This is a genomic window from Microbacterium sp. YJN-G, assembly GCF_015040615.1.
In the GTDB taxonomy this organism is placed as follows: domain Bacteria; phylum Actinomycetota; class Actinomycetes; order Actinomycetales; family Microbacteriaceae; genus Microbacterium.
The window spans coordinates 2,818,866-2,835,053 of the sequence record NZ_CP060402.1 but is presented as its reverse complement, the minus strand read 5'-3'; the positions used below and the strand labels follow the sequence as shown (position 1 = coordinate 2,835,053).

The following is a 16,188-nucleotide window of genomic DNA, read 5'->3' as shown; positions in this document are numbered from 1 at the left end:
TGCAGAATCTCGCAGTCAGAACGCGGTTTCGTTGCGAGATCCTGCGGATCTGCGAGGTTCTGCGGCAAGAGGGGGGCGGCGAGAACGCGGGGCGGGAAAGAAGCAGGGTCAGGGCTGGGGGATGGATGCGATGGCAGAGCGCAGGCGCTCGGCGGCATCCTCGGGCAGGATCTCGGCGGTCCACGCGCTCATCGCGGCCTCGGACCCGGCGAGGAACTTCAGCTTGTCGGCGGCGCGGCGGGGGCTGGTCAGCTCCAGGCGCATGCGCACGGTCTCGCGACCGGCGTGCACGGGTGCCTGATGCCAGGCGGCGATGTACGGCGTCGGCGTCTCATACAGCGCATCCACGCCGCGCAGCAGCCGCAGGTAGAGAGGCGCGAGCTCGTCGCGCTCGGCGTCGCTGAGCGCCGCGAAGTCGGGCACGTGGCGGTGCGGCATGAGCTGCACCTCGAGGGGCCAGCGTGCGGCGAACGGCACGAATGCCGTCCAGTGCTCGCCCTGCAGCACGACGCGCTCCGAGTCGCGTTCGGAGTCGAGCACCCGGGTCATCAGGTCGGGGACGGTGCGGTGGATGCTGTCGAGCAGCCGCTGCGTGCGCGGGGTGATGTACGGGTAGGCGTAGATCTGCCCGTGCGGATGCGGCAGGGTGACGCCGATCGCCTCACCGCGGTTCTCGAACGGGAAGACCTGCTCGATGCCGGGCAGCGCCGACAGGGCGGCTGTCCGGTCGGCCCACGCTTCGATCACCGTGCGCGCCCGGGTGACGGACTGCGTGCCGAACGAGCCGGAGTGCTCGGGGCTGAAGCACACCACCTCGCAGCGGCCGACGCTCGTGCGGGTGCGGCCGATGCCGAGCTCGGCGAGGTCGTCGAGCCCGCGGGTGGGGTTGACGGCGGCCGGCACGCCGCCGGTCGCGCTGTTCAGCGCGGGGCCGAACGCGGGGGAGCGGTTCTCGAACACCGCCACGTCGTACAGCGAGGGCACCTCCGACGGGTTGGATGCCGTCTGCGGGGCGAGCGGGTCGGCGTCGGCGCCCGGCATCATCACCCGGTTCTGCCGCTTGGTGGCGAAGGTGATCCAGTCGCCGGTGAGCACGTCCTGCCGCATGGTCGCGGTCTCGGGGCGCGGGTCGAGGGTACGGGCGTCGACCGCGCGCTCGGCACCGAGCGCGGTGCCCGGGTCGTCGAAGTAGAACAGTTCGCGTCCGTCGGCCAGCACGGTGCGCCGCTTGGTCACGCCGCCGCTCAGCTCGGTGGTCTGCGTCTCCGGAGAATCTGCCGTGTTCACGTCAACACGGTACCGCGCAGCCCGTGGTAACGTCAACATTCCGGAGTCATGGCGAGAGACGGGAAGAGCGGATGCCGCAGGCGAAGCGGGTGTCGATGGCCATGGTTGCCGCCCGGGCGGGCGTCTCGGGGCAGACCGTCTCGCGCGTCGCGAACGACAGCCCCCGCGTCGATCCCGAGACCCGTGCCCGGGTCGAGCGGGCCATGGCCGAACTCGGCTATCGCCCCAACCGCGCCGCGCGGGCGCTGCGCACCGGCCGCACGCACACCCTCGGCCTGGTCGCGCAGACGCTCTCCACCGTCGGCAACTCGCGGATGCTGCAGGCCGTCGCCGAATCGGCCGAGACGCGCGGCTACGCGCTGACCGTCGTGACACTCGGCGCCGACGGCGTGATCGACGATGCCTTCGACCGGCTGCGCGATCAGGGCGTCGACGGCGCGATCGTGCTCAACGAGGCCACGGCTCTCGCCCGCGACGCGGATGCGGCGGGACTGCGGCTGATCGTGGTCGACTCGCCGTCCGACGACCGCTTCACCGTGGTCGGCACCGACCACGCGGCGGGGGCCCGTGCCGCGGTTGAGCATCTGCTCGCGGCCGGGCATGGTCTCGTGCATCACCTGGCAGGCCCCCGGGGCTCGTTCGCCGCATCCGAGCGCGAGCGCGGCTGGCGCGAGGCCCATGCTGCGGCCGGCGCGGATGCGCCCGAGATCGTGCGCGGTGACTGGAGTGCGGCCTCCGGTCACGAGCAGGTGTCGCGGATGCTGGCCGCAGGCGAGGTGACCGCGCTGTTCGCCGCCAACGACCAGATGGCCCTCGGGGCGCTGCGCGCGGTCGCCGAGTCCGGGCGGCGCGTGCCGGACGACATCGCGGTGATCGGCTTCGACGACATCGCGGATGCCGCGGACTTCCAGCCCCCGCTGACGACGGTGCGGCAGGACTTCGACGCGCTCGGAGAGCACGCCGTGCGGGCGCTCGTCACCGCGATCGAGGGCGGCGACTCCGCCGATCTGCTGCTCGCCCCGCAGCTCGTCGTGCGCGCCAGTGCCTGAGCTGCTGCAGCCGCAGCGGGTCGGGAAGAAAGGGCTCTGACGACGCATTCGCGAAAGCGAACAGAACCGTTCAGGTTAGAACGCAATCATTCTTGAACTGAACATATTGCGTTGCTAATCTCCTGAATCAGCCACCGTGATCGGTGCCTTCACCGCTCAAAGGAGAACCCGTGATCAGCCCGACCGCACCCGCCTCGCCGAGCACCCTGCGTGCGGGCACCCGCGAGGCGCTGATCGCCAGTGCCGACCGGCTGCTGCGCGGTGCCGCGGCCTGGGCCTCGCCGCACTTCTCCCGCATCACCCCGCCCGGAGCACCCGGCGGCTACGGCACCGCGGTCGACGGACTCGAGGGCTTCGCGCGCACCTTCCTCATCGCCGGTTTCCGCATCGCCGGAGCTCGCGGCGAGGGCGTCGACGACCTGATCCGCGACTACACCCGCGGCGTCGTCGCCGGCGTCGACCCGGATGCCGAGGACCGCTGGGTGCGCCTGGACGAGCACGATCAGGCCAAGGTCGAGGCAGCGTCGATCGCCGTCGTGCTCGACATGACCCGTCCCTGGATCTGGGACCGGCTCGACGAGCTCACGCAGCAGCGCGTGATCGACTACCTGGCCCCCGCCGTCGGCGACGACACCTATCCGCGCAGCAACTGGCTGTGGTTCCGCGTGGTCGTGCAGACCTTCCTGCGTTCGGTGGGCGGCCCGTGGAGCGCATCCGACATCGCGGCCGATCTCGCGCTGCACGACTCGTTCGCCCGGGCTGACGGCTGGATCTCGGACGGCGTGCAGCGCTCGTACGACCACTACGCGGGGTGGGCCCTGCACCTGTACCCCGTGCTGTGGGCGCGGATGCAGGGCGCCGACGAGCTCGGCGCCCACGACCGGGCGGCGCGCGACCTCGCAGCCCTCGACCGCTACGCGCAGGATGCCGTGCACCTCGTCGGCGGCGACGGCGCCCCGCTGATCCAGGGCCGCAGCCTCATCTACCGCTTCGCCGCCGCCGCGCCGCTGTGGGCCGCAGCACTCGCCGAGGTGCCGTCGGTGCCGCTCGGGATGCTGCGCACCGCCGCGACCGCGGTCGTCGCCCACTTCGACGAGCACGGTGCCCCGGACGCCGACGATCTGCTCACCATGGGCTGGCACGGCCCCTGGCGACGGCTCGCGCAGAACTACTCCGGCCCGTCGTCGCCGTACTGGGCCGCGAAGGGGCTGCTCGGCATTGCACTGCCCGCCGACCACCCGGTGTGGGAGGCGCCTGCCGAGCCCATCCCGGCGTCGGTCGCCGACGACCTGCGCATCATCGCCGCCCCCGGCTGGATCGTCTCGGGCACGGCGGAGGACGGCATCGTGCGCGTGATCAACCACGGCACCGACCACGCGACAGCCGACACCGCGGTCGGGGACTCGCCGCTGTACGCACGGCTGGGATACGCCACCGCCACCGCGCCGCTGCACGACGGCAGAGCCTGGGCCGAACCGCTCGAGCAGTCCGTCTCCCTCGTCGACCAGCGCGGCAGGGCGACGCACCGCGCCGCCATGACCCTGCTCGACACCCGCCTCGACGACTGCGTCGCGGTGGCGGGGTCGACCACCCGCGCGCACTGGATAGACCCGGACGCCGTGCAGGTGCGCCACGGATCCGGCATCACCGGCACGGTGACCTTCGCCGGCCGCATCACGACCTGGTCGGTCGTCCGCGGTGCCTGGGAGGTGCGCGTCGCGACGGTCGACGAGCTCGAGCCCGAGGCCGCGGAGGCGGCGACCGAACTGCGCATCGGCGGCTGGCCGGTGGCAGCGGATGCCGTGCACGGCGAGGCCGCCGACGGCGTCGCCACCGCCCGCTCGGAATCGGTCTCCTCCGCGCTGTTCTCCCTCACCGCGGGAGGCGAGGCCGGCACCGTGCGCCGCGAGCACGCCAGTCCGCTCGGCGACGTCGCGATCGTGCCCGTCGTGCGGCATCCGGTGCGCGTCGGCGAGCCGATCGCCGTCGCCATCCACCTCGGTGCGCACAGCCCGGATTCCGCCCCCGCCGTCGCGCTCGACGGCGATGAGGTGGCGATCACCTGGCCGGATGGGCGGCGAACCGTCACCCGCCTCGCGCAGGCAGGTGCCGCGCCGACCGGCATCCGTCCGTCCGATCCGGCCGCCCGTGCCGATCGGACGCATCCAGACCCTCACCGCGGGTAATCCGCCATCGCAAAGGAGCATCACCGCATGAACCGCAAGATCCTCGCCGCAGGCGGCATCGCCGCCGTCGCGGCACTCACCCTCGCGGGCTGCAGCAGCAGCGGCCCGGCCGGCACGTCCGACGAGCCCGCCGGACCCATCACCCTCACCCTCTCGGGCTGGAGCATCGACACCACGCCCGAGTTCCAGGCCCTGGCCGACGCGTTCCACGAGAAGAACCCCGACGTCACGATCAAGCTCAAGGAGTACGACGCCGCCGAGTACAACACGCTCGTCACCGCCGACCTCGCCGCGGGCTCGGGCCCCGACATCATCACCCAGAAGGAGGTCAAGTACCTCACCACCTTCCAGGAGGGCGGCCAGCTGCTCGACGTCTCCGACGTGGAGCTGCCCGAAGGCATCGGCGGCGCAGACTCTTACAAGGTCGACGGCACCGCCTACGCCGTGCCGTACCGCCAGGACTCCTGGGTGCTCTACTACAACAAGGCCCTCTTCGACGCCGCGGGCGTCGCGTACCCCGACGGCTCATGGACCTGGGACGACTTCGACGAGGCGGCCGCGCAGCTCAGCGACGGCGAGGTCAAGGGCTCGTACATGCACCGCTGGCAGTCGGTCGTGCAGGGCTTCGCGAACGCGCAGAACGACGTGAGCGTGCTCGACGGAGACTTCGAGCACCTGGCGCCGTACTACGAGCGCGTGCTGGCCCTGCAGGAGGAGGGCGCGCAGGTGGACTTCAACACCTCCAGCGCCAACCAGCTCACCTACCAGGGCGAGTTCGGCAAGCAGAAGGCCGCCATGCTGCCCATGGGCACCTGGTACACCGCGACCCTGATCGCCCAGCAGGCCTCGGGCGAGGCCGACGACTTCGAGTGGGGCATCGCCCCCGCGCCGCAGCTGGACGAGTCGACCACCGGCACCGACGGCACCCCGGTGACCTTCGGCGACCCGACCGGATTCGGCGTGAACGCCGCGCTCGACGGCGACAAGGCCGCCGCGGCCAAGCAGTTCCTCGCCTTCGCCGCCAGCGCTGAGGCCGCCGAGGTGCTCGCCGCCATCGGCATCACGCCGGCGCTGACGAACGACGCGATCGCCGAGGTGTACTTCGGCGTCGAGGGCGCCCCGGGCGACGACCTCTCGAAGTTCGCCTGGTCGACGCACGAGGTGCTGGCCGAGAACCCGACCTCGAGCCGCACCGCCGCGATCCAGGGGATCCTCGGCGACATGCACACCGCGATCCTGTCGGGCTCGACCGGCGTCGACGACGCCATCACCGAGGCGCAGGAACGCGTCGCCAACGAGGTCGGCTGACCGTCTGAACCAGGGGGCCGGCTCCGCGGAGCCGGCCCCCTCCCGTACGAAGAGAGGTCACCATGACCGCGACCGTCACGCCGGATGCCGCGGAGCGCATCCCGCCGCGGCGTCGCCGCTCGGCGCTGCGCCGCCGGAACACGCTGATCGGCTGGACGTTCATCCTCCCGAACTTCCTGGGTTTCGCCGCCTTCACGCTCGTGCCCGTGATCGTGCTGTTCTACATGGCGTTCACGAACTGGAACATCTTCGGCAAGGCCGACTTCGTCGGACTGGCGAACTTCCAGCGACTGCTCGGCGACGGCAGCTTCCGCATCGCGTTCTGGAACACCATCTACTACGCGGCGCTGCACATCCCGCTCACGATCGTCGTCTCGCTCGGCCTGGCGCTGCTGCTGAACAACAAGCTGCGCGGTGTCGCGTTCTTCCGCACCGCCGCGTTCTTCCCCTACATCACCTCGATCGTCGCGATCGCCGTGGTGTGGAACCTGCTCTTCAGCCCCGACTACGGTCCGATCAACGCCATGCTGCGCGCGATCGGCATCGACTCCCCGCCCGGCTGGCTGACCTCGAAGGACTGGGCGATGCCCGCCGTCGTCATCGTCAGCACGTGGCGTGACATGGGTTACTACATGATCCTCTTCCTGGCGGGCCTCCAGACCGTGCCGCGCGAGCTGCACGAGGCGGCCCGCATGGACGGTGCGAACGTGTGGCAGCGGTTCGTCAATGTCACCCTGCCGTGCCTGCGGCCCACGATGTTCTTCGTCGTGGTGATGCTCACGATCAACTCGCTGAAGATCTTCGACCTCATCCTCGTGATGACCGACGGCGGGCCGGGGCAGGCCACCCTGGTGCTCTCGCACTTCATCTACCGCAAGGGCTTCGAGGAGTCGCAGTTCGGCTACGCCTCGGCGGCATCGGTGGCGCTGTTCTTCATCTGCATCCTGGTGACCATCGGCCAGTTCCTGTGGAACAAGAAGCGGAGCGTGTGATGACCCAGACCCAGCTCATGGTCGTCGGCGAAGAGCGCCTGCGACGTCTTGACGAACCCGCACCGGTCGGCACCGGGGCACGAACCGGGGCACGCGCCGGGCGCCGCATCGGCCGCACGCTCGGCTATCTGGCGCTCGCCGCCTTCGCCGTCGGCCTGCTCGCCCCGTTCGCCTGGATGGTGCTCAGCTCACTGAAGAATTCCACCGAGGTGTTCAGCGTGCCGGTGGTGTGGTGGCCCGAGACCTTCGTCTGGCAGAACTACCTCGACATCTGGTCGAAGGCCGACATGATCACCTGGATCCGCAACACCCTGCTGCTGGCGGTCGTGGTCACCTTCCTGCAGGTGCTCACCGGATCGTTCGCGGCGTACGGATTCTCGCGGATGCGGTTCCGCGGCCGCGACGTGCTCTTCCTCGCGTATATCGGCACCATCGCGGTGCCGTGGCAGTCGTACATGATCCCGCAGTTCATTCTGCTGTCGAATCTGAAGGTGTCGAACACGCTGTGGGCGATCATCCTCATCCAGGCGTTCGGCGCGTTCGGGGTCTTCCTCATGAAGCAGTACTACGAGACGATCCCCGAAGAGCTCAGCGAGGCCGCGCGCATCGACGGGCTGAGCGAGTACGGCATCTGGCGGCGGATCATGGTGCCGCTGTCGGTGCCCGCGATCGCCAGTCTCGCGATGCTCACCTTCGTCAACACCTGGAACGACTACCTCGGACCGCTGATCTACCTGCGCAACCCCGAGCTGTGGACGATCCAGCTGGGGCTGAAGAGCTTCGTGTCGAACCTGTTCGACACGAACTACGCGCTGCTGTTCGCCGGTCTGACCATCTCGGTCGTGCCGATCGCGATCGTGTTCCTGCTCGGGCAGAAGTACTTCGTCGAGGGCATCGCCACGAGCGGCATGAAGGGCTGAGGGATGAGGCGCGTCACGCACGACACCTGGGCGTCGATCCTGGGAGTGCTGTACCTGGGGCTGATGGTGAACCTGCTGGTGCTGACGGCATCCCTGCCGCTGGTGGTGCTGCTGATCACCACCGACCCGGTGCACTCATGGCCGCTGCTGGCGCTCGCGGCCCCTCTCGCCGCCCCCGCGCTCGCCGCCGCGTTCGGCACGTTCCGCGCCCACGACGAGGGCGAGACGCAGGTGGTGCGCGCCTTCGTGCGCGCATGGCGCCGCACCGCCCGCCCGTCGCTGCTGCTGGGCACCGCGGCGGTCGCCGCGATCGTGGTGCTGCTGGTTGATGTGCGGATGCTGGCCGCCACGGCGGCATCCGTTCTCGTCGTACCGCTGCTGCTGGTGCTCGCCGTGCTGACCGCCGCCACCGCGCTGCTCGCGCTGGCGGCGGTGGCCGAGGCGCCCCGGGCGCGGCTGCGGGATGCCGTGCGCGCGGCGTTCGTGCTCGCCGTGCGGCGCTGGCCGCTGCAGGTGCTCTCGCTGGTCGTGCTGGCGGTGCAGGTCGCGGTGTTCGCGACCATGCCGGCGGTCGGCATCGGCCTCACGGCCGCCCCCGCGCTGTACGTGGCGTGGGCGAACAGCCGGCACGCCCTGCGCCCGGTGCTCGGGCTCGAGGACGCGCCCGCGCGCTGAGCCGCCGGGGAGCGGGGCGGCGCGGGATGGGGCGGCGGGTCAGGCGCTCAGGCTCAGGTCGTCCGCGTGCACGGGGAACAGCGGCTCGTCGCCTGCGATGTACGCCTCGAGCTCGCGCAGCGCGGAGTCTGTCAGGCGGCGGGTCTCGGTGCCCAGGGAACCCGCAAGGTGCGGCGTGATCGCCACGTTCGGCAGGCGGTGCAGTTCGGAGTCCTCGGGCAGCGGTTCCGGATCGGTGACGTCCAACAGCGCGTCCAGGCGCCCGGTGCGGGTCTCGGCGAGCAGCGCGTCATGATCGAGGATCGCGCCGCGCGCGGTGTTGATCACGGTCGCGCCGTCGGGCAGTGCGGCCAGCTGCGGGGCGGCGATCATGTGGAACGTCGACGGCAGGTCGGGCGCATGCAGCGACAGCACGTCCACCTGCGGCAGCAGTTCGTCCAGGGGTACGAGGGCGGCGCCCGCGGCGGCGACCGCCTCGGCGTCGGCGAAGGGGTCGGCCACCAGTACGCGCAGTCCGTCGAACGGGCGCAGCAGGTCGACGACGCGGCGCCCGATGCGGGAGTAGCCGACCACGCCGACGGTGCGGTCGAGATTGCCGAGCGAGCGCTGCAGCAGCTGCCCGCCCCAGCTCGCGGCGTCCGCCGGCGCGGTGCGCACACTGGGCAGCACACGCTTGCCGGCGAACAGGATCGCCGCGAGCGTGAACTCCGCGACGGGCACGGCGTTGGCCTCGGCGGCGGTGGTGATGCGGATGCCGCGCTCCCAGAACTCCTCCGAGACGTGATGGCGCACGCTTCCCGCGGCGTGGAACACGGCGCGCAGCCGCGGCAGGCGGTCGAGCAGATCGTGGTCGAAGCGCGGGGCGCCCCACGAGGTGATCAGCACCTCGACGCCGGCGAGCAGCCCGTCGAGTGCGCGGTCCGACAGGTCGGTGACGAGCATGGGGGCGGGCACATCCGCGAGCGCGGCGAAGCGCGCCCGCCGCTCGTCGTCGAACAGCAGATCGAAGGCCTCGGCCGACATGACAGCGAGTGCGCGGGGCCGAGGTGATGCCATATGGAACTCTCCGTCGAGATGTGTGCGGACGCCGCTTGCGTGCGCGGTCATCTCAGTGAAGACTGATTCCCGAACATTTTCAACCTGTTCGAACTGCAACGCTCACATTCGAACATTCTCGATCGTGTCGACGAAGACGACTGAGGACGAAGACAACGGGGGATACCGGATGCTGATCAGGCGCGGCGCCGTGCGCGAGCTCTGGCATTCCTCCGCGGTCGCGGACGCGCAGCCGGCCGTGCCGACGGCATCCGATCGCGATCTCTGGGACGGGATGGACCGCGGCATCCGCGACCTGATCCTCACCGAGTCCGGCCGGCTGGCCGGCCAGGCGTGGCCGTATCCGATGCTCTCGCAGTGGGCGGCCTACGCGCGCACCGGCGACCGGATCGCCTATGAGACCCGCAACTTCGAGCGCAACCGCCGCATCCGCCTGCACGTGCTGGCCGCCGCGCTCGATCCGTCCGATGACCGCATCCTCGCGGCCGCCGACGGGCTGTGGCAGAAGACCGAGCAGGCCACCTGGTGCTGGCCGGCGCACGACGACGCCTTCGCCCGCGGCCAGCGCGTGCCCGATCCCGATCGGCCCTTCGTCGACCTCGGCGCGGGGGAGGACGCGGCGCTGGTGGCCTGGTCCGTGCTCGTGCTGCGCGACCAGCTCGAGCGCCTCTCGCCCGGCCTCGTCGACCGGCTGGCGGCCGAGACGCGCCGGCGCGTGCTCGAGCCGTTCACGACACGGCGCGACTGGCATTGGGAGGGCACCGAGGAAGACGTGCACAACTGGGCGCCCTGGATCCACGACAACCTCATCATCGCCGCCGCGGCCTTCACCGAGGGTGAGCAGCGCGACGAGGTGATCGCGCTGTGCGTGGACGGGATCGACCGCTACCTCGCCCAGCTTCCGGCCGACGGAGCCATCGACGAGGGCTTCGCCTACTGGTGGCAGGGCGCCGCCCGCGCCTTCGACGCGCTCGCGCTGCTGGACGGGCTCAGCGGCGGCGCCGTCGCGGAGGCGGTGGCCGGGGGCGAACTGGCGGGCCTGACCGAGCTCGCCCGGTTCCCCGAGCGGCTGCGCCTGGGGCGCGGATGGTTCGCCAGCTTCTCGGATGCCGAGGCGCGCGCCGACGACCACACCCCCTGGCACACGCTCTTCCGCGCAGCGCGGCTGTGCGGACTGGACGACACGGCGACCTTCGCACTGGGGGAGCGCACGCAGCCGGTGTGCGGGCTCGACAGCGGTGTGGCGGCTGGCCTGGGCCGGATGCTCGCCGAGCTCACCGACATCCGCGCGGGGGTCGTGGATGCCGTGCCGCCGCAGAGCCCCGACCCGTGGGGTGACTCCGCACGGGACGTCGTGGTGCGCGACACCGCGGTGCTCCTGGCCTCCATCGGCCTCGGCATCCGCTCCAGCGCAGGCCTGAGCGTCGTCGCCAAGGGCGGCCACAACGGCGAGAACCACAACCACAACGACCTCGGCTCGATCGCCGTCGCCGTCGACGGCATCCCGCTGCTGCCCGACCTCGGCCGGGCCGAGTACACCGCGCAGACGTTCTCGGAGCGGCGGTACGAGCTGTGGAACGTGGGCAGCGAGTGGCATTCGGCGCCGATGCCGCGCGGGCTCGCGCAGCTGCCCGGCCCGCAGTGGCGGGCGCCGGTGACCGAGATCGATCACGGCTGGAGCATCGACCTCACCGGCGCCTACCCGGATGCCGGCGCCTGGACCCGCACCGTCACCGCCTCCGGCGGTGTCGTGCGCGTGATCGACGACGGGGATGCCGTGGGCGACCCGCAGACGCGCATCGTCGTGGTGTGCGCCGGCGTGCCCGAGCGTGCCGGCGACGGCATCCTGGTGCCAGGCCGTCACGGGTCCCGCGGACTGCACCTGACCTTCGATCCCGCCGGCGTCTCGTTCGAGACCAGGCGGGTCGACGACCCGCACCTGCGCCGGTCGTGGGGTGCGCAGGTGACGCGGATGCTGTTCACGCCGGCTGAAGCCGGCCCCTGGGAGATGACAGCGAGCACTGGGAGATGAGGATGAGGGCGCGATGACCGACGGTGATGCGAAACCCGTGTTCGGGATCGCCAGGCGCGAGCGGATCATGGACGAGCTGCGGCAGTCCGGGGCGGTGCGCGTGGCCGATCTGGCACGCGAGTTCGAGGTGTCGGAGCTGACCATCCGCCGCGACATCGGCGAGCTCGCCGAGCGCGGACTCGTGACCCGCGTGCACGGCGGGGCGACGCTGCGCAGCCGGCTCGACACGACGGTCACCCCTCGCGCCACCGGCGGGGCGCCGCGCTATCGCGTCGGCATGGTCGTGCCCTCGCTGAGCTACTACTGGCCGCAGGTCGTGATCGGTGCCCGCGCCGCCGCCACGGAGCTGGGCGTGCAGCTGGTGCTGCGCGGGGCGAGCTACGAAGCCGACGACCAGCGCCGCCAGATGAACTCGCTCGTCGAATCCGGCAGCTTCCACGGCCTGATCGCGGCGCCCGAGAACCAGGGACCCGACGGCCATGCGCTGCTGAACTGGCTCGAGGGGCTGCAGATCCCCGTGGTGCTCGCCGAGCGCCGCGCCCCCTCGGCGCTGGCACTGTCCACCGTCGAGTGGGTCACGACCGACCACGTCTTCGGCGGCGCGCTCGCCGCAAGCCACCTGGCCTCACTGGGGCACCGCCGCGTCGGCATCCTCACCTCGTCGCAGTCGCCGACCTCGGGGCAGCTGCGGCAGGGCTGGGAGCGGGCCATCGGCGAGCTGGGCCTCGAGGCCACCGTCGACCTGAACGCCTCGCTGGACTACATGGAAGGGCCTGACCGCGAGACCTTCGCCGCATCGCTGCTCGACCGGGTGCGCAAGACCGGCACCACCGGCATGCTGATCCACTCCGATCCGCAGGCGCTGCTGGTGCAGCAGCACGCCCTCGACAACGGCTGGTCGGTGCCCGGGGACCTGTCGATCATCGCCTACGACGACGAGGTCGCCGAGAACGGGTCGCCGCCCGTGACCGCGCTGCGACCGCCCAAGCAGCACGTCGGCCGTCGCGCGGTCGAGATCATGCTGGCACGGCTCGAGGAGGGGGCGGATCGGCCCGTGGAGCGCGTGCAGGTCGTGCCGACGCTGCAGGTGCGGGAGTCGACCGCCGCGGTCTGATCGCGGGGCCTGCTGATCGGGGCCTCTGATCGGGGCCTGCGATCCGGCCCTGCGATCCCGCGCTGCGATCCGGCCCTGCGATCCGGGCTTGCGGATTCGGCGACGTTCTGAGTACAGTGTGGGAAAGCGCTTACCAATCTGGCGCGACAGCTTCAGAACGACAGAACGACAGAACGGAACACCATGGCGAACGTCCGCGAGATCGGCATCATCATGAACGGCGTCTCCGGACGCATGGGCTACCGGCAGCACCTGGTGCGCTCGATCCTCGCGATCCGCGAGCAGGGCGGCATCGAGCTCTCCGACGGGTCGAAGGTGACCGTCCGGCCGCTGCTCGTCGGCCGCAGCGAGGCCAAGCTCGCCGAGTTGGCCGCCAAGCACGGCATCGACGACTGGACCACCGACCTCGACGCGGCCCTGGCCGACCCGAAGTGGGAGATCTACGCCGACTTCCTGGTCACCAAGGCGCGTGCCACCGCGATCCGCAAGGCCATCGCCGCGGGCAAGGCCATCTACACCGAGAAGCCCACCGCCGAGTCGCTCGACGAGGCCCTTGAGCTCGCCCGCCTCGCGAAGGATGCCGGCGTGAAGACCGGCGTCGTGCATGACAAGCTCTACCTGCCCGGCCTGCAGAAGCTCAAGCGCCTGATCGACTCGGGCTTCTTCGGCCGCATCCTCTCGGTGCGCGGCGAGTTCGGCTACTGGGTGTTCGAGGGCGACTGGCAGCCGGCGCAGCGCCCCAGCTGGAACTACCGCACCGAAGACGGCGGCGGCATCATCAGCGACATGTTCCCGCACTGGAACTACGTGCTCGAGAACCTCTTCGGCGAGGTCAAGAGCGTCTACGCGCAGGCCGCCGTGCACATCGCCGACCGCTGGGACGAGAACGGCGAGCACTACGACGCCACCGCCGAAGACGCCGCCTACGGCATCTTCGAGCTCGAAGGCGGCGTGATCGCCGAGATCAACTCCTCGTGGACCGTGCGCGTCAACCGCGACGAGCTCGTCGAGTTCCAGGTCGACGGCACGCACGGCTCGGCCGTGGTCGGCCTGTTCGGCGCGAAGATCCAGCACCGCAACGCCACCCCGAAGCCGGTGTGGAACCCCGACCTCGAAGACAGCCACGACTACGACGCCGACTGGCAGCAGGTGCCGACCAACGAGGTGTTCCTCAACGGCTTCCGCCAGCAGTGGGAGGAGTACCTCGAGTCGTACGTGCTGGGCACCGACTACGCCTTCGACCTGCTCGCCGGCGCACGCGGTGTGCAGTTCGCCGAGGCGGGCCTGGCCTCCAGCGCCGAGGGTCGCAAGATCGTGCTCGACGCCCTGACGCTGGACTGATCGATGAGCGCTCTCCGCCTTCTCTCCGCCGACGGCGCGGTGACCCGCGTCGACCTGAACGACGGCGCCGCCCTGACCCGCCCGACCGCTCCGCTGCGCAGCCGCGTCGCCTATGCGGCCGCGCACGTCGTGCCGCGGGTGCACGCCGACAACACGCCGGGGCAGCCCGCCGACATCGACTGGGATGCGACGCTGGCATTCCGCCGCAACGTGTACTCCTGGGGGCTCGGCGTCGCCGACGCCATGGACACCGCGCAGCGGAACATGGGGCTGGATGCCGCCGCGGTCCGTGAGCTCATCGCGCGCAGCGCCGAGGTCGCCCGCGAGGAGGGCGGCTCGGTCGTCGTCGGCGTCAACACCGACCACGTCGACGAGACGCACATCTCGCTCGAGCAGGTCATCGACGCCTACGTGTCGCAGCTCGAGTTCACCGAGGAGCAGGGCGCCGGCCCGGTGCTGATGGCATCCCGTCACCTCGCCCGGGTCGCGACCGGCGCAGACGACTACCGCCGGGTCTACCGCGCGGTGCTCGAGCGCGCGACGACCCCGGTCGTGCTGCACTGGCTGGGCACCGCGTTCGACCCGGAACTGGCCGGCTATTTCGGCGCGGACGACTGGCAGACGGCATCCGGCGTGCTGCTCGACATCATCGCCGAGAACCCGGGCAAGGTTGCGGGCGTGAAGATGAGCCTGCTCAACGCCGAGAGCGAGATCTCGGTGCGCGAGCGCCTGCACTCTGTGGAATCGACACAGGGCGTGCGCATGTTCACCGGCGACGACTTCAACTACGTCTCGCTGATCGGCGGCGACGAGGCCGGGCAGGGCGAAGGGCATTCCGATGCTCTGCTCGGCGCCTTCGCCGCCATCACGCCGGTCGCCTCGGCGGCGATCCAGGCGCTGGATGCCGGTGACCCGGCCCGCTACCTCGAGCTGCTCGGCCCGACCGAAGAGCTCAGCCGTCAGGTGTTCGCCGCGCCGACCTTCTACTACAAGACCGGCGTCGCGTTCCTGTCCTGGCTGAACGGCCACCAGCCCGCTTTCCAGATGGTCGGCGGCCTGCACTCCGCACGCAGCCTGCCCCACCTATCGCGAATCGTCGAACTGGCGAACGCGTCGCTCGCCCTCGAGAATCCCGGACTCGCGCAGGAGCGCTGGCACGGGATGCTGAGCCTGAACGGACTGGACTCATGACGACCGCTACTGGATGGGTTCCTGAGCCTGTCGAAAGGCCCGACCCCCGCCTGTCGATCAACCACGCCACGATCAAGCGCGCCGACCTCGCCACCGCCCTGCGCGTGACGGCGGATGCCGGCGTGCAGTCGATCGGCCTGTGGCGCGAGCCGGTGAACGAGGTCGGTCTCGCCACGGCATCCCGGATGCTGACCGATTCCGGTCTGCGCTTCTCGACGCACTGCCGCGGCGGATTCTTCACCCTGCCCGAGGGGCCCGAGCGTGTCGCCGCGCTGGACGACAACCGCCGCGCCATCGAAGAGACCGCGACGCTGGCCGCGGCCGGCGCCGCCGGCTCCACGGCGGTGCTCGTGCTCGTGGCGGGCGGACTGCCCGAGGGGTCGCGCGACCTGATCGGCGCCCGCGAGCGGGTGCGCGATGCGATCGGCGCGCTCGCCGATGATGCGAAGGCCGCCGGGGTGACGCTGGCGATCGAGCCGCTGCATCCGATGTACGCCTCCGACCGGGCCGTGGTCTCCACGCTCGGGCAGGCCCTCGACATCGCCGCGGACTTCGACCCGGCGGTGGTGGGCGCCGCCGTCGACACCTTCCACATCTGGTGGGACCCGCAGGTGCTCGAGCAGATCGCCCGCGCCGGACGCGAGGGCCGCATCGCCACCTACCAGGTGTGCGACTGGAAGACCCCGCTCGCCGAGGACGTGCTGCTCTCGCGGCACTACATGGACGAGGGCATGATCGACTTCGGCTCGCTCACCCGCGCGGTGATCGAGACCGGATACGACCGCGACATCGAGGTCGAGCTGTTCAACGCCGACATCTGGGCCGACGACCCCGCCCGCGTCGTCGCGCGCACCGCCCAGGCCTTCGCCGCCGCGGTGACCCCCCACCTCCCCTGACCCCCGCCCCCGTGCCCCGGTGCCCCCGCGCGCCCCCGCGCCCGTCTATTTGTCACAAAGTCTCGGAATCGGGGCCGGATAGCGGCACTTCGTGACAAATAGACGGGGAGGATCGACGGAGATGGAGATGGAGACGGAGAG

General features: G+C 71.0%; 13 protein-coding genes. 11 read left to right on the top strand and 2 right to left on the bottom strand.

All coding sequences use genetic code 11. From position 1 onward, the window contains the following. Window positions 1-108: 108 nt before the first annotated feature. Window positions 109-1,287 (bottom strand): galactose-1-phosphate uridylyltransferase, encoded by a 1,179-nt coding sequence (gene galT, locus H7694_RS13645; RefSeq protein WP_227468133.1) that lies wholly within the window; start codon window positions 1,285-1,287, stop codon window positions 109-111. A gap of 71 nt (window positions 1,288-1,358) precedes the next feature. Here galT and H7694_RS13640 point away from each other — a divergent pair, with 71 nt between their 5' ends. The 6 genes from H7694_RS13640 (at window position 1,359) to H7694_RS13615 (ending at window position 8,417) form a co-directional block, all read left to right on the top strand. Beyond that, window positions 1,359-2,336 carry a LacI family DNA-binding transcriptional regulator gene (locus tag H7694_RS13640; RefSeq protein WP_227468132.1) on the top strand — a complete coding sequence of 326 codons (978 nt, stop codon included), beginning with the start codon at window positions 1,359-1,361 and terminating at the stop codon, window positions 2,334-2,336. A 170-nt stretch (window positions 2,337-2,506) separates the two neighbouring features. Beyond that, entirely contained in the window at window positions 2,507-4,522 is a 2,016-nt protein-coding gene (locus H7694_RS13635) for a DUF2264 domain-containing protein (RefSeq protein ID WP_227468131.1), read from the top strand. Between the two features lie 27 nt (window positions 4,523-4,549). After that, entirely contained in the window at window positions 4,550-5,830 is a 1,281-nt protein-coding gene (locus H7694_RS13630; protein ID WP_193597005.1) for an ABC transporter substrate-binding protein, read from the top strand. A 62-nt stretch (window positions 5,831-5,892) separates the two neighbouring features. Further along, window positions 5,893-6,822 carry a carbohydrate ABC transporter permease gene (locus H7694_RS13625; RefSeq protein ID WP_193597004.1) on the top strand — a complete coding sequence of 310 codons (930 nt, stop codon included), beginning with the start codon at window positions 5,893-5,895 and terminating at the stop codon, window positions 6,820-6,822. Further along, window positions 6,822-7,742, top strand: coding sequence for a carbohydrate ABC transporter permease (locus H7694_RS13620; RefSeq protein ID WP_227468130.1), 921 nt, complete (start codon window positions 6,822-6,824; stop codon window positions 7,740-7,742). The genes H7694_RS13625 and H7694_RS13620 overlap by 1 nt, the downstream gene beginning before the upstream one ends. A 3-nt stretch (window positions 7,743-7,745) precedes the next feature. Next, window positions 7,746-8,417, top strand: coding sequence for a DUF624 domain-containing protein (locus tag H7694_RS13615; RefSeq protein ID WP_193597003.1), 672 nt, complete (start codon window positions 7,746-7,748; stop codon window positions 8,415-8,417). Between the two features lie 39 nt (window positions 8,418-8,456). On the opposite strand, the gene H7694_RS13610 is transcribed toward H7694_RS13615, so the two are convergent. Continuing rightward, on the bottom strand, window positions 8,457-9,473 hold the full coding sequence (locus tag H7694_RS13610; protein WP_193597002.1) for a hydroxyacid dehydrogenase: 1,017 nt from the start codon (window positions 9,471-9,473) through the stop codon (window positions 8,457-8,459). 124 nt (window positions 9,474-9,597) lie between these two features. Here H7694_RS13610 and H7694_RS13605 point away from each other — a divergent pair, with 124 nt between their 5' ends. From H7694_RS13605 to H7694_RS13585, 5 genes are all read left to right on the top strand, one after another. Continuing rightward, the gene (locus H7694_RS13605; RefSeq protein WP_193597001.1) at window positions 9,598-11,505 is read left to right on the top strand and encodes a heparinase II/III family protein; all 1,908 of its coding nucleotides are present in this window, start codon (window positions 9,598-9,600) and stop codon (window positions 11,503-11,505) included. 13 nt (window positions 11,506-11,518) lie between these two features. Further along, window positions 11,519-12,619: a substrate-binding domain-containing protein gene (locus H7694_RS13600; RefSeq protein ID WP_193597000.1), complete on the top strand. Its 1,101-nt coding sequence runs from the start codon at window positions 11,519-11,521 to the stop codon at window positions 12,617-12,619. A 183-nt stretch (window positions 12,620-12,802) separates the two neighbouring features. Beyond that, window positions 12,803-13,960, top strand: coding sequence for a Gfo/Idh/MocA family protein (locus H7694_RS13595; protein ID WP_193596999.1), 1,158 nt, complete (start codon window positions 12,803-12,805; stop codon window positions 13,958-13,960). Between the two features lie 3 nt (window positions 13,961-13,963). Continuing rightward, entirely contained in the window at window positions 13,964-15,151 is a 1,188-nt protein-coding gene (locus H7694_RS13590) for a dihydrodipicolinate synthase family protein (protein ID WP_193596998.1), read from the top strand. Further along, complete coding sequence (locus H7694_RS13585; RefSeq protein ID WP_193596997.1) at window positions 15,148-16,047, top strand: sugar phosphate isomerase/epimerase family protein; 900 nt, start codon at window positions 15,148-15,150, stop codon at window positions 16,045-16,047. Before H7694_RS13590 ends, H7694_RS13585 begins: the two co-directional genes overlap by 4 nt. Window positions 16,048-16,188: the final 141 nt, after the last annotated feature.